General features: G+C 66.1%; 16 protein-coding genes and 2 rRNA genes (1 of these 18 cut by a window edge). 6 read left to right on the top strand and 12 right to left on the bottom strand.

Going from position 1 to position 18,895, the window contains the following annotated elements; all coding sequences use genetic code 11:
* Together M1D55_RS17710 and rrf are read left to right on the top strand one after the other, a co-directional pair.
* A 23S ribosomal RNA gene (locus tag M1D55_RS17710) occupies positions 1-2,053 on the top strand (it extends 828 nt beyond the left edge of the window).
* A gap of 126 nt (positions 2,054-2,179) precedes the next feature.
* A 5S ribosomal RNA gene (gene rrf, locus M1D55_RS17705) occupies positions 2,180-2,293 on the top strand.
* A 155-nt stretch (positions 2,294-2,448) separates the two neighbouring features.
* Here the strand turns inward: rrf and M1D55_RS17700 are convergent.
* The 6 genes from M1D55_RS17700 to M1D55_RS17675 all read right to left on the bottom strand — a co-directional run bounded on the left by M1D55_RS17700 (position 2,449) and on the right by M1D55_RS17675 (position 6,404).
* Positions 2,449-2,919, bottom strand: coding sequence for a VOC family protein (locus tag M1D55_RS17700; RefSeq protein WP_006577245.1), 471 nt, complete (start codon positions 2,917-2,919; stop codon positions 2,449-2,451).
* 69 nt (positions 2,920-2,988) lie between these two features.
* A complete protein-coding gene (locus M1D55_RS17695) occupies positions 2,989-3,441 on the bottom strand; it encodes a YciI family protein (RefSeq protein ID WP_456281438.1) in 453 nt (150 codons plus the stop codon).
* Between the two features lie 48 nt (positions 3,442-3,489).
* On the bottom strand, positions 3,490-3,939 hold the full coding sequence (locus M1D55_RS17690) for a YybH family protein (protein ID WP_456281437.1): 450 nt from the start codon (positions 3,937-3,939) through the stop codon (positions 3,490-3,492).
* Positions 3,940-4,010: 71 nt separating this feature from the next.
* Complete coding sequence (locus tag M1D55_RS17685) at positions 4,011-4,385, bottom strand: YciI family protein (protein ID WP_064573660.1); 375 nt, start codon at positions 4,383-4,385, stop codon at positions 4,011-4,013.
* Between the two features lie 107 nt (positions 4,386-4,492).
* Positions 4,493-4,858 carry a YciI family protein gene (locus M1D55_RS17680; RefSeq protein ID WP_006577249.1) on the bottom strand — a complete coding sequence of 122 codons (366 nt, stop codon included), beginning with the start codon at positions 4,856-4,858 and terminating at the stop codon, positions 4,493-4,495.
* 244 nt (positions 4,859-5,102) lie between these two features.
* Positions 5,103-6,404, bottom strand: a complete 1,302-nt coding sequence (locus tag M1D55_RS17675; protein ID WP_456281436.1) for an RNA polymerase sigma factor — start codon at positions 6,402-6,404, stop codon at positions 5,103-5,105.
* A gap of 470 nt (positions 6,405-6,874) precedes the next feature.
* Here M1D55_RS17675 and M1D55_RS17670 point away from each other — a divergent pair, with 470 nt between their 5' ends.
* Positions 6,875-8,200 (top strand): Nramp family divalent metal transporter, encoded by a 1,326-nt coding sequence (locus M1D55_RS17670; protein WP_082928304.1) that lies wholly within the window; start codon positions 6,875-6,877, stop codon positions 8,198-8,200.
* A 119-nt stretch (positions 8,201-8,319) separates the two neighbouring features.
* Here the strand turns inward: M1D55_RS17670 and M1D55_RS17665 are convergent, their stop codons facing one another.
* Positions 8,320-9,276 carry a manganese catalase family protein gene (locus M1D55_RS17665; protein WP_064573657.1) on the bottom strand — a complete coding sequence of 319 codons (957 nt, stop codon included), beginning with the start codon at positions 9,274-9,276 and terminating at the stop codon, positions 8,320-8,322.
* Positions 9,277-9,573: 297 nt separating this feature from the next.
* Positions 9,574-10,467, bottom strand: a complete 894-nt coding sequence (locus tag M1D55_RS17660) for a c-type cytochrome (protein WP_006577096.1) — start codon at positions 10,465-10,467, stop codon at positions 9,574-9,576.
* Positions 10,468-10,674: 207 nt separating this feature from the next.
* Between M1D55_RS17660 and M1D55_RS17655 the strand changes: the two genes are divergently transcribed.
* Positions 10,675-11,391: a hypothetical protein gene (locus M1D55_RS17655; protein ID WP_456281435.1), complete on the top strand. Its 717-nt coding sequence runs from the start codon at positions 10,675-10,677 to the stop codon at positions 11,389-11,391.
* Positions 11,392-11,523: 132 nt separating this feature from the next.
* Here the strand turns inward: M1D55_RS17655 and M1D55_RS17650 are convergent, their stop codons facing one another.
* The 4 genes from M1D55_RS17650 to pdxR all read right to left on the bottom strand — a co-directional run bounded on the left by M1D55_RS17650 (position 11,524) and on the right by pdxR (position 17,833).
* The gene (locus tag M1D55_RS17650) at positions 11,524-12,510 is read right to left on the bottom strand and encodes a Bug family tripartite tricarboxylate transporter substrate binding protein (protein WP_456281434.1); all 987 of its coding nucleotides are present in this window, start codon (positions 12,508-12,510) and stop codon (positions 11,524-11,526) included.
* Between the two features lie 167 nt (positions 12,511-12,677).
* Entirely contained in the window at positions 12,678-13,601 is a 924-nt protein-coding gene (locus tag M1D55_RS17645) for an alpha/beta fold hydrolase (RefSeq protein WP_456281433.1), read from the bottom strand.
* Between the two features lie 131 nt (positions 13,602-13,732).
* Positions 13,733-16,162 carry a DUF3772 domain-containing protein gene (locus M1D55_RS17640; RefSeq protein ID WP_456281432.1) on the bottom strand — a complete coding sequence of 810 codons (2,430 nt, stop codon included), beginning with the start codon at positions 16,160-16,162 and terminating at the stop codon, positions 13,733-13,735.
* Positions 16,163-16,420: 258 nt separating this feature from the next.
* Complete coding sequence (gene pdxR, locus M1D55_RS17635; protein WP_456281431.1) at positions 16,421-17,833, bottom strand: MocR-like pyridoxine biosynthesis transcription factor PdxR; 1,413 nt, start codon at positions 17,831-17,833, stop codon at positions 16,421-16,423.
* A gap of 196 nt (positions 17,834-18,029) precedes the next feature.
* Between pdxR and M1D55_RS17630 the strand changes: the two genes are divergently transcribed.
* Together M1D55_RS17630 and M1D55_RS17625 are read left to right on the top strand one after the other, a co-directional pair.
* Positions 18,030-18,416, top strand: coding sequence for a cupin domain-containing protein (locus tag M1D55_RS17630; protein WP_006577103.1), 387 nt, complete (start codon positions 18,030-18,032; stop codon positions 18,414-18,416).
* Positions 18,413-18,868, top strand: a complete 456-nt coding sequence (locus tag M1D55_RS17625; RefSeq protein ID WP_023263853.1) for a carboxymuconolactone decarboxylase family protein — start codon at positions 18,413-18,415, stop codon at positions 18,866-18,868. The genes M1D55_RS17630 and M1D55_RS17625 overlap by 4 nt, the downstream gene beginning before the upstream one ends.
* Positions 18,869-18,895 lie beyond the last annotated feature (27 nt).

The following is an 18,895-nucleotide window of genomic DNA, read 5'->3' as shown; positions in this document are numbered from 1 at the left end:
TAGTGCCTCGTGTCTCACCTTCGGGGGTAGAGCACTGTCATGGTTGGGGGGTCTATTGCTGATTACCCCGCCATAGCAAACTCCGAATACCGAAGAGTGCAATCACGGGAGACAGACATCGGGTGCTAACGTCCGGTGTCAAGAGGGAAACAACCCAGACCGCCAGCTAAGGTCCCCAAGATTGGCTAAGTGGGAAACGAAGTGGGAAGGCTAAAACAGTCAGGAGGTTGGCTTAGAAGCAGCCACCCTTTAAAGAAAGCGTAATAGCTCACTGATCGAGTCGTCCTGCGCGGAAGATGTAACGGGGCTAAGCCAGTCACCGAAGCTGCGGACGCGCCTTGTGCGCGTGGTAGGAGAGCGTTCCGTAAGCCTGTGAAGGTGTCTTGTAAAGGATGCTGGAGGTATCGGAAGTGCGAATGCTGACATGAGTAGCGATAAAGGGGGTGAAAGGCCCCCTCGCCGTAAGCCCAAGGTTTCCTACGCAACGTTCATCGGCGTAGGGTGAGTCGGCCCCTAAGGCGAGGCAGAGATGCGTAGCTGATGGGAAGCAGGTTAATATTCCTGCACCGTCGTATGATGCGATGGGGGGACGGATCGCGGAAGGTTGTCCGGGTGTTGGAAGTCCCGGTCCCTGCATTGGAGAAGGCGCTTTGGCAAATCCGGGCGCAGGATTCAAGGATGTGGGGCGAGCGGCCTAGTGCTGCGAAGCAATCGGAAGGGGTCCCAAGAAAAGCCTCTAAGCTTCAGTCATACGAGACCGTACCGCAAACCGACACAGGTGGGCGAGATGAGTATTCTAAGGCGCTTGAGAGAACTCGGGAGAAGGAACTCGGCAAATTGGTACCGTAACTTCGGGATAAGGTACGCCCTGGTAGCTTGACTGGCCTGCGCCAGAAGGGTGAAGGGGTTGCAATAAAATGGTGGCTGCGACTGTTTAATAAAAACACAGCACTCTGCAAACACGAAAGTGGACGTATAGGGTGTGACGCCTGCCCGGTGCCGGAAGATTAAATGATGGGGTGCAAGCTCTTGATTGAAGTCCCGGTAAACGGCGGCCGTAACTATAACGGTCCTAAGGTAGCGAAATTCCTTGTCGGGTAAGTTCCGACCTGCACGAATGGCGTAACGATGGCCACACTGTCTCCTCCCGAGACTCAGCGAAGTTGAAGTGTTTGTGATGATGCAATCTCCCCGCGGCTAGACGGAAAGACCCCATGAACCTTTACTGCAGCTTTGCATTGGACTTTGAACCGATCTGTGTAGGATAGGTGGGAGGCTTTGAAGCGAGGACGCCAGTTCTCGTGGAGCCGTCCTTGAAATACCACCCTGGTTTGTTTGAGGTTCTAACCTAGGCCCGTGAATCCGGGTCGGGGACAGTGCATGGTAGGCAGTTTGACTGGGGCGGTCTCCTCCCAAAGTGTAACGGAGGAGTTCGAAGGTACGCTTGGTACGGTCGGACATCGTACCTAAAGTGCAATGGCAAAAGCGTGCTTAACTGCGAGACCGACAAGTCGAGCAGGTGCGAAAGCAGGACATAGTGATCCGGTGGTTCTGAATGGAAGGGCCATCGCTCAACGGATAAAAGGTACTCTGGGGATAACAGGCTGATACCGCCCAAGAGTTCATATCGACGGCGGTGTTTGGCACCTCGATGTCGGCTCATCTCATCCTGGGGCTGTAGCCGGTCCCAAGGGTATGGCTGTTCGCCATTTAAAGAGGTACGTGAGCTGGGTTTAAAACGTCGTGAGACAGTTTGGTCCCTATCTGCCGTGGGCGTTGGAATCTTGACGGGGGCTGCTCCTAGTACGAGAGGACCGGAGTGGACGTACCGCTGGTGTACCTGTTGTCTCGCCAGAGGCATCGCAGGGTAGCTATGTACGGAAGAGATAACCGCTGAAAGCATCTAAGCGGGAAACTCGCCTGAAGATGAGGATTCCCTGGAGCCTCGAGCTCCTTGAAGGGTCGTTCAAGACCAGGACGTTGATAGGCTGGGTGTGGAAGCGCAGTAATGCGTTAAGCTAACCAGTACTAATTGCCCGTAAGGCTTGATCCTATAACCAGTGCGTTTAGCGCGTTCGATACGCGCCGCTGGTATCCGCATACGTGCCATACAGCACAACCTACGCTACATCCCAATACGCCCGATTGGCCCCACAAGCCAGTCCGGCAACCCTTTATGCCTGGTGACCATAGCAAGTCGGAACCACCCCTTCCCATCCCGAACAGGACCGTGAAACGACTTCGCGCCGATGATAGTGCGGACTACCCGTGTGAAAGTAGGTCATCGCCAGGCTCTCCATTCAAGAACGCCCCAGATCCCAACAGGTCTGGGGCGTTTTGCTTTGCGGTGCAGCCGTGAAAATCACTGTCGTGAAAATCACTGTCCGCGCCGACGCAAGAGCATAAAAAAGCGGCCCCACGGGCCGCTTTTTACTATCCCGCTACCGATCAAGCACCGCAGCCGTGTTCCGCGGCCTTGGCCAGCTCTTCCGGCGGTACGTCACGCACGTGCGTGGCCACCGACCAGCGATGCCCGTACGGGTCTTCCAGTTGGCCGTAGCGGTCCCCCCAGAACATGTCCTGGACGGGCATCGTGACCTTGGCGCCCGCGTCGACGGCGCGGGCCACGGCGGCGTCCACATCCTCGACGTACAGATGCAGCACCACCGGCGTTCCCTTCAATGTCGTCGGCCCAAGGCTCTGCCATTCTGGCATTTCCTCCGCCATCATCACCGGCGAATTGCCGATGCGCAGCATCGCGTGCATCAGCTGGCCCTGCGGGGTAAGCAGCTTGAATTCCTCGGCCGCGCCGAATGCGCGTTTATAAAACTCGATTGCTTCCAGCGCATTCTTGCAAACGATATGCGGGGTCAGCGTGGGCATGCCTTCGGGAATTGGCTTGACTTGCGTTTGTGCCATCTTGGTTCTCCTGTCTGATCGTGCTGTGCGAACGGTCCTGGACCGTCTGTGTTGCGCGTGATCGCGTCGTTATTGCGATTGCTGTGGCGATTGCTGTGGCGATTGCTGTCGCTGCTGGATCTGTTCCAGCTCGCGGAAGCGCTCGATACCTTCGCTTGGCGGAAAATCCTCGAGGTCGTACAGCTGGCGTACCTCGATCTCGCAGTTGTCGTCGTCGGTGGCCGGATTCGGGAAGCGCCGGGTCCATTCCAGCGCCTCTTCGCGCGACTTCACCTGGATGATGGTGTAGCCGGCGATCAGCTCCTTGGTCTCGGCGAACGGGCCATCGGTGACGGTCCGCTGCTGGCCTTGATAGCGGATTCGCCAGCCCTTGGCGCTCGGTTGCAGGCCGGACGCATCGACCAGTACGCCGGCCTTCGATAGCTCCTCGTGGTAGGCCGCCATTTCGGCAATCAGCCCGTCCTCCGGCATCACGCCGCTTTCGGTCTTTTGCGTGGCTCGAACCAGAATCATGAAGCGCATTGCGGTATCTCCTGTCGGTAGATCAGTCTAGGCGATGCCATCGGCCGCTCAGGGCTGGAGTTCGAACAGCGCCTTGCCGCTCTCGATGTCGAACGGTGCGGAAAAATGATCGTGGGCAATCTTCCAGCCCTCGGCCGTCTTGCGCAGGCCGACGGTAACGCGCATCCACGAGGCACTCTCTTTGCCGTTCTCGTCCTGGTGGCCGCAGCGCAGCAGGTAGTGGCCATAACCGAGCTGCATGTCGACGAACAGTTGCAGGTCATGCATCTCGAACACCATCGGCCCGGTGCACATTTCCATGCAGGCCGCCCAGTGCTTGCCGTAGGCGTCGGCGCCCTTGAATTGCAGCTGCATCACGGCGTCGAAGGCGACGACGTCCGGGGTGTAGTGCGACATGATGCGCGGCACGTCGCGGGCGATCGAGGCCTGGCGCCACGCTTCGAGCATGGTCCGGATTTCGTCGTGGGCGGCGGTCTGGGATTGCGTGGCGTTGCTCATCTTGAGTCTCCTGAAAGAAAACGACGGATAGCGAGAGGAACGATGCGAAGTCCGGGGGCCGGCGCCGGCCGTCACTGCGCGGGCGGCGTACTGCCGACCGCCAGTGACATCACCGGCCGCACTTCGATGCTGCCCAGCCGCGCGGCGGGAATTCCCGCCGCCGCGTGCAGCGCCTCGTGCAGGCCTTCGGCCTCGATCAGATAGAAGCCCGCCAGCTGTTCCTTGGTCTCCGCGAACGGCCCGTCGGTGAACGACACCCTGCCGGCGCGTACCCGCAGCGTGGTGGCCGTTGCCGCGCTTTCGAGCGCCTCGCCGGCCAGATACATGCCGTCGCGCTCGAGTGCGGCGCTGAAGCGCAGACACTGTTCCACCAGGCTGCGCCATTCCGGCTCGGGCATCGCTTGCAGGACACGCTCGTCGGTATAGATCAGGCACAGGTATTTCATCGTCGCCGCTCCTCGGATTTCGGTGGCTGTTCGGACTTCCTGTTACCTAGTCGTACGGCGAACGTCCCAATCGACAATGCCCTGCAAAAAAATTCGCGACCCGGTGTTTACGACCCGCTGGCGCCCGGCAATTCCCGGATCGGCCGGATCTCGACGCTGCCGTGGCGCGCGGGCGGAATCTTCGAGGCGACCTGGATCGCCTCGTTCAGGTCGGCCGCCTCCATCAGATAGAAGCCGGCCAGCTGCTCCTTGGTCTCGGCGAACGGCCCGTCGGTGACGGTCACCTTGCCGTCGCGCACGCGCAGGGTCTTGGCGGTCTCGACCGGCTGCAGCGCCTCACCGCCGATGTAGTGGCCGCTGCTGCGCACCTTGTCGCCGAAGCGCAGGCATTCGCCGACCAGCGAATCCCATTCGTCGGGCGGCATGCTGTAGACCTGCTTCTCCTGGTAATAGATCAGGCAGAGATATTTCATCAGAGGCTCCTCGGTAGTGGTGGCGTTGGCCGGCCTCCAAGCGACGCGGCAACGAAACGGCAACGAAACGGCACGGAAAATCAGCATAGACGGCGCCGGCGACGGTGCCATGACGCCGGCAGGGCGATGGCCCTGTCATGGGATAGTCGTTCGGGACCGGGTGAAATCGACAGCGGGGATCGAAAGAAGGGGGCGACGGAGGGCCGAGAGCGAAAAGTCCGTCGCCACAACCGCTGGAAGCCCGTTATTGCGGCAGTGCGGCAAGCCGCCGTTCGATAAAGCGCCGCTCCGGGCCCTGGCGGACCAGCTCGAGCACGGTCCGATAGGCGGCACGCGCATCAGCGTAGCGGCCCAGGCGCCGGCACAGGTCGGCCCGGGCGGCGTGGGCCAGATGGTAGTCGCCCAGTTCGCCGCGGGCCAGGATCGCGTCGACCAGCAGCAGGCCCGCCTCGGGTCCGTCCCGCATCGCCACGGCGACCGCCCGGTTCAGCTCCACCACGGGGGAGGGCTGCAGCGCCAGCAACACGTCGTACAGCGCGACGATTTGCGGCCAATCGGTCGAAGCCGCGTTGTCCGCTTCGGCGTGCACCGCCGAAATCGCGGCCTGCAGCGAATAGGGGCCGAAGCGGCGCGAGGACAACGCGCGCTCGACCAGCGCGGTGCCCTCGGCGATCAGCGCCCGGTCCCAGCGGCTGCGGTCCTGCTCGTCCAGCAGCACCAGTTCGCCGTCGGACGAGGTGCGCGCTGCCCGGCGCGACTCGTGCAGCAGCATCAGCGCCAGCAGTCCCATGACCTCGGGTTCGGGCAGCAGTTCGAGCAGCAGCCGCGCCAGCCGGATCGCTTCGCCGGACAGGTCGTGGCGGGTCAGCTGGTCGCCGGAGCTGGCCGAATAGCCCTCGTTGAAGACCAGGTAGACCACGCGCAGCACGCTATCGAGGCGCTCCGGCAGGTCCTGGCGGTCGGGCACCTGATAAGGAATGCGCGCGTCGCGGATCTTGGCCTTGGCGCGCACGATGCGCTGGGCCAGCGTCGACGGCGCCGTCAGGAAGGCGTGGGCGATGTCCTCGGTGGTCAGGCCGCAGACCTCGCGCAGCGTCAGCGCGACCTGGGCGTCCGGCGCCAGCGCAGGGTGGCAGCAGGTAAAGATCAGGCGCAGCCGGTCGTCTTCCAGACAGGCGTCCTCGAACAGTTCGTCGAAGGCGCGCGTCGCGCTCTCGTCGACGATCGCTTCGACCTGTTCGGTGACGTCGTCCAGCGCCCGGAAGCGGGCATGGCGGCGGATGCCGTCGATCGCCTTGAAGCGGCCGGCCGAGATCAGCCAGGCACAGGGATTGGCGGGTACGCCGTCACGCGGCCATTGCTCCAGCGCGGCCTTGAAGGCGTCGTGCAGCGCCTCCTCGGCCAGGTCGAAGTCGCCCAGCAGGCGGATCAGCGTGGCCAGCACGCGCCGCGATTCGGCGCGGTAGACGGCGGCGACGGCGGCCTCGGAGGCCGCGCGGGCATCGGCAGCGATGGTTTCGGACGGTGCGGCGATGGGATCAGGCATCGGTCGTGGTCGGCGGAGGCCGCCGCGGACCGCGGCTGGCAGAGCGTGCACTGGCGCACGGGCATGCCGATTCTGCGGCGGATGGTTGGCGATGGCAAGGCAAGCCGAACCGTTGTAACAAAGTGCCGGCGTCGCGTTGGGGTGCGGGAGAACAGATGGATGCAGCCGACGTGCTGACGTCGGCAAGGAAAGCGCGATCCGGCGCCATCCGGACGCCTATAGTGTTCAGACCACGCGGGCATGGCTCGTGCTTGATATGGCGGCCGCGAGCAGAGTCGAGCCGAACCGAGCGCGCGCGAAAAAACGAGGAGACGCGAAGCCATGGAACGATTCCGGCGCGACTGGCGTGACCATCCTGTCCGGCTGCTGCTTGGCCTGACGATCAACGGCGGCGGCGTGGCGGTGCTGCTGGCCCGGCTGTTCGCCGATGTCTGAGCGCCCGCTGTCGCACGCTCTGCGGAGGAAGCGCGATGCCGCCTGACGCGACCCCGCCACCGGACGCCGGCGCGCAGGCCGCGGGGCCGCTCGGCGCCTGGCGACGCCCGCCCGGCGGCAAGCTGCATTGGCGCCGTCTGCTGGCCTTCCTCGGGCCCGGCTACCTGGTCGCGGTCGGCTATATGGATCCAGGCAACTGGGCCACCGACCTCGCCGCCGGTTCGGGCTATGGTTACGCGCTGCTGTGGATCGTGCTGATGTCCAGCCTGATCGCGATGCTGCTGCAGACGCTGGCGGCGCGATTGGGCGTGGTATCCGGCATGGACTTGGCGCAGGCCTGCCGGCAGCATTCGAGCAAGCGCTCGGCGCTGGCGCAATGGCTGCTGTGCGAGCTGGCGATCTGCGCGACCGATCTGGCCGAGGTCATCGGCACCGCCATCGCGCTGAATCTGCTGTTCGGCATTCCATTGACCTGGGGCGTGGCCGCGACCGTGCTCGACGTGCTGCTGATCCTGGCGCTGCAGCAGCGCGGCTACCGGCAGCTGGAGGCGGTGGTCATCGCGCTGCTGGCCGTGGTGTTTCTCTGCTTCGCGATCAACCTGGTGCTGGTGCAGCCGCAATGGGGCGAGGTCGCGCGCGGCTTCGTGCCAAGCACGCGCGTGCTGACCGACACCAACATGCTTTACATCGCGATCGGCATCGTCGGCGCGACCGTGATGCCGCACAACCTGTACCTGCATTCGTCGATGGTCGGGCCGCAACGCATCCGTCGCGGCAACGAAAGCATCGGCACCACGCTTGCCTATTACACGGTCGACATCATGCTGGCACTGGTGATCGCCTTCTTCATCAATGCCGCCATCCTGGTGACCGCGGGCGCGGTGTTCCACACCGGTGGCATGCACGAAGTCAACGACCTGCGCGCCGCCTACCAACTCCTGGGGCCACTGACGGGCACCGCGATCGCCAGCGTGCTGTTCGGCGTCGCGCTGCTGGCCTCGGGTCAAAGCTCCGCGGTCACGGCGACGCTCGCCGGGCAGATCGTGATGGAAGGCTTCGTCAAGCTGCGGCTGCCCGCGTGGGCGCGCCGGCTGCTGACGCGCGGCATCGCGGTGGTACCGGCGATGTTCGTCGCGCTCGCCTACGGCGAGGCCGGCATCGGCCAGCTGCTGGTGCTCAGCCAGGTCATCCTGAGCCTGCAATTGCCGTTCGCGGTGGTGCCGCTGATCTGGCTGACCAGCCGCCGTTCGGTGATGGGCGCCTACGTGAACAGGCCGTGGGTCACGGTGCTGGCAGTGATCGCGGTGACGTTGATCATCGGCATGAACGTGACGCTGCTGGCGACGACCGTGTTGCCCTAGCGACAGCCATCGCCAAGGCGGGAGCGCAAGACAACGCGCGTTGCCGACGTCCAAAGAAAAGAGGCGGCCAGATCGGCCGCCTCGTTCTTCATCTCCCAACATCTCGACGCGCGCAGCGCTCAGGCCTTGCCCGGAGGAGTCTTGGGCGAGCCCGATGCCGCACCGCCTGCGCCGGGTGCGCCCGGCGCGACGGTGTCGGTTGGCAGCTCGGACTCGTCGACGCTGCCCAGATCCGCGCCCGTGACCGGATCGCTGTTGACGTCAGACTCGGTGCGCATCGCCGCCGCTTCCACCGCGCTGGCCTGGGTCGGCTCGAGCTGGACTTCCGGCATGCCGCTGCCGCCATCGACCGCCGGCGGCGGATTCTCGACGAACTCGAACGTCGAATCGGCATTCCACGGGCCGCGCAGCGCGTCGCCCTGCGACATCTTGTAGTAGACGCTGGCGAACTCCGGCATCGGCGGCGCCTTGCCCGGCGGGAAGCTGGGCTGGATCGAGTACAGCGCCTTTTCGAACGACTTCTGGTGCGACACCTCGCGCGTCATCAGGAACCCAAGTGCTTCCTGCACGCCGGGGTCGTCGGTGACGTTGATCAGCCGCTCGTAAATGATCTTGGCGCGGGCCTCGGCCGCGATATTCGAGCGCAGGTCCGCGGTCGGCTCGCCGATCGTGTCGATATAGGCCGCGGTCCACGGCACGCCGCCCGAGTTCGTCAGCGGCGGGCCGCCGCCATACAGCAGCTGGGTCACGTGGCTGTCATTGCCGGGGCCCGACAGCGAACGATAGAGCTCGGCCTCCTGTTCGACGCCCTCGGCAAGCTGACCCTTGGCCCCCTTGTTCAGCATGGCGACGATCGAGCCGATCACCTCCAGATGGCTCAGTTCCTCGGTTGCGATATCGAGCAGCATGTCCTTGCGGCCGGGATCGTCCTCGGCGAGCGCTTGCGTGAAATAGCGCAGGGCGGCAGCCAGTTCGCCCTGCGGACCGCCGAACTGCTCAAGCAACAGATTGGCCAGGCCCGGATCGGGCCGTGCTACGCGTACGGTGTACTGCAATCGTTTGTTGTGAATGAACATGGGGATCCTCCGATCTCGGTCAACGGACATCAAGCAGGGACTCAAGCGGTACTTCACGCCGCATGGGCGTGGGTTGCGCTGCAATGCCCATGCCCGCAGCGGGGAACGGCGCGGAGAATCGCCGTCGCGGACACGGCCGCCGGAGCCGCGGGGGCGAGACCGGGAAGGGAGGAGGGCGCTTATCGTAGTTGCGGCCCGGTGAAATTCGGCAAACGTGTAAAACTTTCGCCTTCGGCTCTGTGCTGCGCGGGATGTCGCAAGCCGGCAACGCTTGCGGTCAATCTCGGCCGAGTCGCCTCAGCGCGCCGCCTGCGTCACCGGCAGCGCCTTCAGATGGAGATAGAGCGCGGTCAGGTCGGTGTCGCTCATCTTGGCCAGGCTTTCGAACGGCATCACCTTGCTGACCTCGGTGCCGTCCGGCCGCACGCCGGTGCGCATCATCTCGATGAAGCGATCCGGCGTGCGGTAGCGCAGCATCACGGCACCGGGCCGCAGGTCCGCGGCGGCCGGCCAGTCCGGCGGCGCGCCCGGAATCTTGCCCCCAGCCAGATCGGCGCCGTGGCAGCCGATGCAGGCATTGGCGACATAGGCGCCATATGCGGCCGTGGGCGCGGGCTCCAGCGCCGGCGACGGCGGACGGCTGTGGTCGATCTTTGCGGCCGCGTCCTCGATCATGCCGAAGCCGTACAGCACGCGCGCCATCATCGGCAGGCGGATCTCGGTCATGCCGCTGAGCAGCGGCGGCAGGCTGCGCATATAGGCGACCAGCGCCGACAGGTCCTCGTCGCTGAGCTGGTTGTAGTCCTCGCTCGGCATGATCATCAGCGGCCGGCCGGAGGGCGCGACGCCGTGGCGGATCGCCAGCACCCAATCGCGTTCGCGATAACGCGCGACATCCGGATTGCCGGCGGTCACATTGGGCGTGCGCACGAACATGCCACCCGGGTCGTTGATCATCACGCGGCCGCGGCCGTCGGCCCCGTGGCATTCCATGCAGCCGCGCGATTCATACAGATATTTGCCGCGCGCCAGCGCTTGCGCGTCATCGCGGTAAGCGACGGGAACCGCTGGCACATGCACCCGCCGCTGTGCCTTGCGTTCGGCGAGCAGAATGCCGGTCGCCAGCACCAGGCCCGCGACGACCACCAGTCCGGCGATCGTCCAACCCGCAATACGGATCACGCGCTTCATCGTCGCCCCTGTCGATGCGGAAAGGCGATATTGCAGCGATGGCGGTGGTAGCGGTATGTGCGCGAGCGCACCGAGGCGCGATGAGCGTCAGTCGCGGCGGGAGTCGCGGTATGAGAGGCAAAAGCGAAAGCCAGTTGGTTTCCGCGGTAGCGGCCTTGCGGTCATGGCGCAAAGATGGCAGCCCCATGTCCTCAAGGAGAGTTATCAATGTCACCCATTGCCATTCACGCCCAGCGGCCATTCGACATGCCGCCGGTCCCGCCGCAGGCGAAGTCCCCCGATCAGCGTTACGCAATGTCGCCGCAGGATGCCGCCAATGTGCTGCTGATGAACCTGCTGATCGCCAACCTGACCGCCAACGCATTCGCCCCCCGGGCATCGGCGCCGATCCGGATCAATGCGGTCGTGCTGATCGACAATGCCGGCAAGCTGTCGGCGGCCATCGTGGTGCTGTGGCCGGCGGGGAATCCGGAGCCGCAACCGAAGCAGCGCGACGAGCGGCAGAGCGAGCGCGCCAGACAGCAGCATCATCGGCCCGAACCGTCGCACACCACGCCACAGCCTCAGCGGCCCGAACCGGCGTACAGCGCGCCCCCGCCGCAGCGATCCGAACCATCGCACAGCGCGCCCCCGCCGCAGCGGCCCGAACCATCGCACAGCGCGCCGCCCCCGCAACGCCCCACCACTCCCGTCAATCCCTACGCGCCCGACGGATGGAGCCATGACCGTCTGCCGCACGAAATCCTCGGGCTGAACGCCGGCGAGACCGATGTCGCGAAGATCGGCAAGGCGTTCCGGGCGGCGTCGCTGAAGGCCCATCCCGACAAGGGTGGCACTCAGGAGGCAATGCAGGCGGTGTCCGCGGCGCGGGACTTCATGCAGGCCCAGGCCGAGCAGGCGACCGCAGGCTCGGCTGCCCGCTAAGCGGCTTCTCACCAAGCGGCTTCTCACCAAGCGGCTGCCCACCAGGCGGCAGACAGCATAGGCGCCCCGAGGCGCCAACACTGGCCCGTCCAGCGCAACACGCGGACGGGCCAGTCTGTTTTGAGTCTGTTCTCAGTCGACCTGCGCGCCCGATGCCTTGACGATGCGCGCCCACTTGTCGATATCGCCCTTGAGCTGCGTCGCGAACTGCTGCGGCGTGGCCGACAGCGCTTCGGCCCCCTGCGCGCCCAGCTTTTCGCGCAGCGTGGGGTCGGCCAGCGCGGCCTGCATGGTCTGGGCCAGCTTCTGCGTGATCTCCTTCGGCGTCCCCTTGACCGCGAACAGGCCGACCCACAGGTCGCCGCTGTAGCCAGGCACCGTCTCGCCGATGGCCGGGATGTCCGGCGCGAACGGCGAGCGCCTCGCCGAGCTGACGCCCAGCGCGCGGACCTTGCCGGCCTTGATGTGCGGCAACACGGAGGGCAGGCTGGCGAACGCCATCGGCACCTGATTGCCCAGCACATCGTTCAGCGCCGGTGCGACGCCCTTGTAGGGCACATGCTCCAGCTGGATACCAGCCATGCTGTTCAGCATCTCGCCGAGCAGATGGTTCAGCGTGCCGTTGCCGGCCGACGCAAAGCGATACTGGCCCGGTTTCGCCTTCGCCATCGCGATCAGTTCGGGCAGCGACTTCGCCGGGAAGGCGGGATTGACCACCAGCACGTTGGGCACGGTCGCGACCAGCGCGATCGGCTCGAAGTCCTTGATCGGATCGAATGGAACCTGGCGGTACAGCGACGGATTGATCGCCTGCGTGCTGCTGATCGTCATCAGCAGCGTATAGCCGTTCGGGGTCGCGCGGGCCGCGAACTGCGTGCCGATATTGCCGCCGGCGCCGGGCCGGTTCTCGACGACGACCTGCTGGCCGAGGCGTTGCGACAGATCGGCGGCCACCAGCCGGGCCACGATGTCGTTGGTCCCGCCCGGTGCCTGCGGCACGATCATCTGAATCGGCTTGCTGGGCCAGTTGTCGGTCGGGCTTGCGGCACCGGCCTGCGTGGCGCCGAGCAGTGCTACCGCTGAAACGACGCAGGCCAGGGCCTGGCGAATGCCTTGCATGATGTCTCCTCCTTGTTGACGCGCACCTCGGACGCGCACCTCGGACGCGCACCTTGGTCGCGATGCGCGAGCGACTTTACCGAAGGAGAACCGCGGCGGGAAATTGAATCTGCGACTACGGGCATAAGCGCCGCTTATCGGCGGCTTGACGCGCGTGTCGGCGGACCTTACTTCTCGAGGAACGGCAGCGCGTGCGCCAGCAGCACGTCGGGCGCTTCCTCGGCGATATAGTGCCCGCACGGCAACGGGCCGCCGTCGACGTCGGACGCCACGCGCTGCCATTCCCGCAGCGGCTGGAAGCAGCGATGGACCACGCCCTGTTCGCCCCACAGCACCAGCAGCGGCATCGTCAGGCGCTTGCCGGCCTCGCGATCGGCGCGGTCGTGTTCGAGGTCGATGCCCGCGGCAGCGCGATAGTCCTCGCAGACGCCATGCGCGGCGCCCGGCAGCGCGGCACAGCGCTCGTATTCGCGCAGCGCACGCGGATCGAAGGGACTCAGCCCGGCGCTGCGGCCGCCCATCAGGTCGCGGATATAGCGCGACGGATCGGCCTCGATCAGCCGCTCGGGCAGCGGTGCCGGCTGGATCAGGAAGAACCAGTGCCAGTACGCGCGGGCGAAGGCTTCGGTGGTCTGCTCGTACATGGCCAGCGTCGGCGCGATATCGAGCAGCACCATGCGCTCGATCGCGGCGGGGTGGTCCATGCCGAGCCGATGGGCTACCCGCGCGCCGCGGTCGTGCGCCAGCACGCGAAAGCGTTCGAAACCGAGCGACTGCATCACGCGCAGCGCGTCGCGCGCCATCGTGCGCTTGCTGTAGTTGCCGTGGTCCGCGGTACCGGCCGGCTTCGACGAATCGCCATAGCCGCGCAGGTCGCAGGCCACCACGGTGAACCGCTGCGCCAGCGTTGGCGCAACCTTGTGCCAGATCGCATGCGTCTGCGGATGGCCGTGCAGCAGCAACAGCGGCGGCCCGTCACCGCCGACGACGGCATGGATCGTGACCTCGCTGTCGGTCTCGACGTCGATGCTGCGAAATTGCGGGAAAAGGGAAAGGTCCACGGCGCGATCTCCGAACGGGAATCGCGCCATTCTAGTGCGTCGGCGGGGCGGGATTGGGCGCCTGCCAGGCAACACAAGGCTAACTGGCAGGAAAGAACGGCCAAGGGATGGGGCCTGTGCCGCGGAGCCGCCGCCGCCGCGCCCAAGGCGCCGCCCCGACATCAGGCTGCCAGCGCCTCCGAATTGAGCAGCCGCAGCGTCTGCGGGTTGGTCAGCGGAATCTCGGCCGCGCGCAGCCGCTTCAGGATGTCGAACAGCAGATCGCTCTTGGTGCCGCCGGCGATGCGCGGGCTGGAGACGAAGCCGGTCACGGTCAGCGTGATGCCGTTCGGCGCGAGCTGGCTGAAGGTCACCGACGGCGCCGGGTGCTCGAGGATCGCCTCGTTGTCGGCGTAGGCGGCGAGCAGCATGTCACGCACCTCCTCGGGATCGATGTTCAGCGGGAAGGTCAGCGTCAGCGAGGCCACGCCAAGCGTGCTGTTGTTCATCGTCACGTTGCGCACGCTCTGCGAGATCAGCTGCGAATTCGGCACGATCATCGTCGAGCGGTCGCCCAGCTGGATCTCGGTGGCGCGCACGCTGATGCGGCGGATATCGCCCTCGACGCCCCCGATATTGACCATGTCGCCGACCTTGACGGGCCGCTCGGTCAGCAGGATCAGCCCCGAGATGAAGTTCTTGACGATCTCCTGCAGGCCGAAACCGATGCCGACCGACAGTGCGCTGACGATCCAGGCCAGGTTGTCCCAGCGCACGCCCAGCAGCGACAGCGTCATCAGTACCAGCAGCACGTAACCGATATTGCTGAACAGCGTGACCAGCGAGGCGCGCATGCCGGGCTCCATGCCGGTCTTGGGCAGCAGGTCCGCATCGAGCCAGCGGCGCACCGAACGCAGGATGTAGACGCCCACGCCGGTGGCGATCACCGCGTTCAGGATGCGCTCCGGCATGATGTTCATCGCCCGCAGCCGCTCGCCGCCCAGCACCATCAGCAGGCTGTCGAGCAGGTCCTTGGGCGTGGTGCCGAAGCCGCCGGTCAGCAGCGCAATCACCGCCATCAGCAACAGCAAGCTCGAGCCGAGCCCCGACAGCACGGTCGACACCTGGTCCAGATGGCTGTCGCCGAGCCCGAACAGTTGCTTGATGATGCGGCCGCTCGAATAGTTGACCGAGAACAGGCTTTCGCAGGCATCGCGCGTCAGCTTGGTCAGCAGATAGAGGCTGCACAGCACGATGTCGAACCAGACGATCTCGTAGGTCAGGAAGCGGGCGAACGTGATATAGCCGGTCAGCAGCGCGGCCAGCGTGACGACGATGGTGACGGTCAGCGCGGCCAGCACGATGCCGGTCAGCGTCGAGCCGCTGCCCGGCCGCTCGCCGGCCGCGACCAGCCTCGCACGCACGCGGTTGGCCCGCAGCAGCGCGGCGCCGATCGTCAGCGTGACCACCAGCGAGACCAGGCCGCGTCCGAACAACGTGACCTGCACGCTAGTGTCGATCGTGCGGTTCAGCTGCTCGATGGTGCCGGCCAGCAACAGCAGGCCCGCCAGCACGATGGGGAAGGGCCGCAGCGCGCGGGCGATGTCGTCGTGCAGCGACGGCAGGCGCCAGGTCGGATGGCGCGTGCACAGCAGCGCGCGGCCCAGGCCGGCGATCAGCGCGCTGGTCATCGTCAGCTTGATCAGCTCGTCGGCCAGATCGCGCATCGGCTCGGACAGCTCGTAGTCGCGGGTGAAGGCGAACAGCACGATGCGCACCGCCAGCGCGGTGGTCAGCACCGTGGCCAGCGCGGTCGACAGCGCCAGCGCGCTGCGCCGCAGCCGGTGCTCCGGCAGCCGGTGCAGGCAAACCCATGCCATGCCGCGCTCGATCAGCCGGCGGCCCAGCGACCAGATCGCGAAGGCCAGCACCAGCAGCATCACCGTGCCGGTCCGGTGTTCGGCGTCCCAGGCCTGTTTCGCCATCGGCGTGACCAGCGAGCGCAGCGATTCGAAGCGCTGCCGGTCCTGGCGGCTCGGGTCGAATGCCGGCATCCAGAAGTCGCCGCTGAGGATGCTGTTGGAGCGCAGCGCGACCTGGTCCTTCAGATGGCCGCGCTGCAGCTTGGCGATCTGCTCGGCCAGATTGCCCAGGCTTTCCTTGTCCTCTTCGGCCTTCGTCAGTTGCTCGTCGAGCGCCTTGGCGCGCCCGTTCAGCTCGGCGCGCTGACGGGCCACCGCGGGCGCCTCCGATGCGCTGCCATCGGCCGGCGGCGGGCCCAGCAGATCGATCTGTGCCTGTACCTTGGCGCGCTCGGCCACCAGCGTGCCGCTCAGCGTATCGACGTCGGCCAGCAACCGGTGGACGGCGTCGTCGAGCTCGGTCAACTGGTTGCCGCTGGTGTCCCTGGAGGCTTGCTGCTTGATGCGGTCCTGCTCGGTCTGCAGCCGCTTGAGCTCCGCGCTGGCCGCGGCGGCGGAGAACGGCGCCGCAGGCTTGTCTTCGGTCTGGGACGGCTCGTCCGCGCCAAACGCCGCGGGCGCCGCGGCGGGTAACAAATGCAAAAAGACGATCAGCAGCAGGCTGAGCGCCATTCCGGGAAGTCGACGCATGTAGGGAGCACCTTTGAGCCGGCGCCTGCAGGCGCCGGACGTTGCCGTGGGGTCATCCGATGCGTGCCGGACGTCCCGCCATGCCGCGGGGAGTGGGCACGGCCACGAGCGGGCGTCGCAGCCAACGCGGATGGACGCCGCCGGCACCGGAAAGCCCGGAATTATACATACGTCGTCGAACGCCACTGCAAAAGTGGCTAATTAGCCTCTATCGTGCGGAATGGTGGATGTCAATGTCAGCCGGCAAGCGCCATCGCATTAGCGCCGGAAGCGCTCCACCACCGCCAGCAGACGGTCGCAGGCAGCCGCAACCTGCTTGGGCGGCGCCGTCGCGATGCCGAGCAGCAGGCCGGATCGGGCGCGAGCCGGGGACGCATACCAGACCGACAGCGGCGACGGCGCGATGCCGAACGCCGCCGTTTCCTTCGCGATCGCGACATCGGCGCTGCCATCCGGCAGCGCCAGCAGCACGGCCAGCCCGGTCGGGGCCGCCGCGTCGCCGACGCGCGGCCGCAGATGGGCCAGCAGCCCGTCGCGCTGCGATGCATAGAGCCGCTTGGTGCGCCGCAGATGCCGCAGGTAATGGCCGTCCTGCATGAACTCGGCGGTGGCGAGCTGGATCGACGACGCCGGAGCGGGTGCGAGACAGGCCGCGATCTCGGCGAAGCGGGACACCAGCGACGGCGGTGCGACGACGAAGCCCAGCCGCAGGGTCGGGCTGATGGTCTTGCTGAACGAGCCGATGTGGATCACGCGTCCGGCGCGGTCCAGCGAGGCGAGGGCAGGCGCCGCGCGGCCCTCGAGCCGCAGTTCGCTGAGGTAGTCGTCCTCGATGACCCAGGCGCCTTGCGCCGCGGCCCAATCGAGCAACTGCAGGCGCCGCGGCAGCGACAGCGTGCCGCCGAGCGGGGCCTGCTGTCCGGGCGTCAGCACCACCACCGCCGCATCCGGCGCGTGCTGGATGCCATAGTCCACATCGATGCCATCGGCATCCACCGGCACCGCTACCAGCGACAGGCCCGCCAGCTCCAGGCCGCGGCGCGTGTACGGAAAGCCCGGGTCCTCCGTCCAGCCCTTGCGCCCGTCCAGGCCGAGCACCCGCAATGCCAGCCCGAGGCCGCCGGCGAATCCGCCGGTGATCAGTACCTGCGAGGGCGAACACTGGATGCCGCGCGCGATGGCCAGGTAGGCGGCGATTTCGCGGCGCAGCGCGGCTTCGCCGCGCGGGTCCGGATAGAGCGCGGCGGCGCCGAGTTCGGCGCGCGCGGCATGGGCGCGCACCCGCGAGAACAGCTTGGCCGGAAGGCTCTGCTGGGCCGGCACGCCCATCTGGAAGATCGCCGGACCGGCCATGAATTCCAGATATCTGTCCATGAACGAGCCGGGATCGGGCCGCTCGTCTGCGTCGGCGCGCCGCGCGGGCCGGTCGGCGACCCGGGTGCCGCTGGCGCGCGAGGCGACGACGAGCTGCGCATCGGCCAGCTTCTCGTAGGCCGCCTTGACCGTGCCGCGCGCGACGCCGAGCTGGGTCGCCAGGTCCTGCCATGACGGCAGCCGCGCGCCGGGCGCCAGCACGCCGTGTTCGATGGCGGTGCCGATGCCGTCGCGGATCTGGTCGGCCAGCGGCGTCCTGGCGGACCGGTCGAGGGCGAGATGCAGGGGCTGGGTCATGGCCAGTTCATGGCCCGGTCACGGCTGCGGTGACCGGGCGCGTAGTACATGGAAATCAATCATTCTTGGTTCTTTTATTTGTACCAGCGCGCGACCAGAATGGGAACACTTATCTGGAGAGTGCCCCGTGAATATCCGATCCTTGATTGGCGTCGCCTTTGCCGCGACTTACGCCACTGCCGCTGTTGTCTGGAGCATGTCCGCCTTCGCCCATGGCGCGGGAGAAACCGTCACCGAGAATTTCAACCAGCGGATTCCCAACGTCCCGGGCAAGTCGCTGATTGCCGTGGTGGTCGACTATGCGCCGGGCGCCGCATCGCCCGCGCATCTGCACGCGAACTCGGCGTTCATCTACGCCTACGTCGTGTCGGGGGCGATCGAGTCGCAGGTCAATGACGGCCCGAAGCGCATCTACCGGGCGGGCGAGAGCTTCAGCGAGTCGCCGGGCTCGCGCCACCCGGTCAGCCGCAATGCCAGCGCGACGCAGCCCGCCAGGCTGCTGGCCGTGTTCGTCGTCGACACCAGCGACAAGGTGCTGACCACCCCGATCCATTCCTCTGTCACCAAGGAGTCAAAGCAATGAGCAAGCGTCTCGACTACAACCAGATCGCCCCGGCCGGCATGAAGGCGCTGGGCGGTGCCTACGGCTACGTGATGCAGTCCGATCTGCCGCCGGTGCTGGTCGACCTGGTCTACCTGCGCGTGTCGCAGATCAACAACTGCGCCTACTGCCTCGACATGCATACGCGCGACCTGCTGAAGAAGGGCGTCAAGGTCGAAAAGCTTGCGCTGGTCCAGGCCTGGGCGGAGGCCGGCAATCTGTTCGACGAGCGCGAGCGCGCGGCGCTGGCGTGGGCCGAGTCGGTGACGCGCGTCGCGCAGACCGGCGTGCCGGATGCCGATTACCAGGCCGCCCGCGCGGTGTTCGACGAACGCGAACTGGTCGACCTGACCATCGCGATCGGCGTGATGAACCTGTACAACCGCATGGCGATCAGCTTCCGCAATACGCCGCAGGCCGCGCTGGCGCAGTAAGCGGCTCGTTCAGCCGTTTCCGATCCA

Source organism: Cupriavidus sp. JZ107 (assembly GCF_053903255.1).
This window is presented reverse-complemented; position numbering and strand designations above follow the sequence as displayed.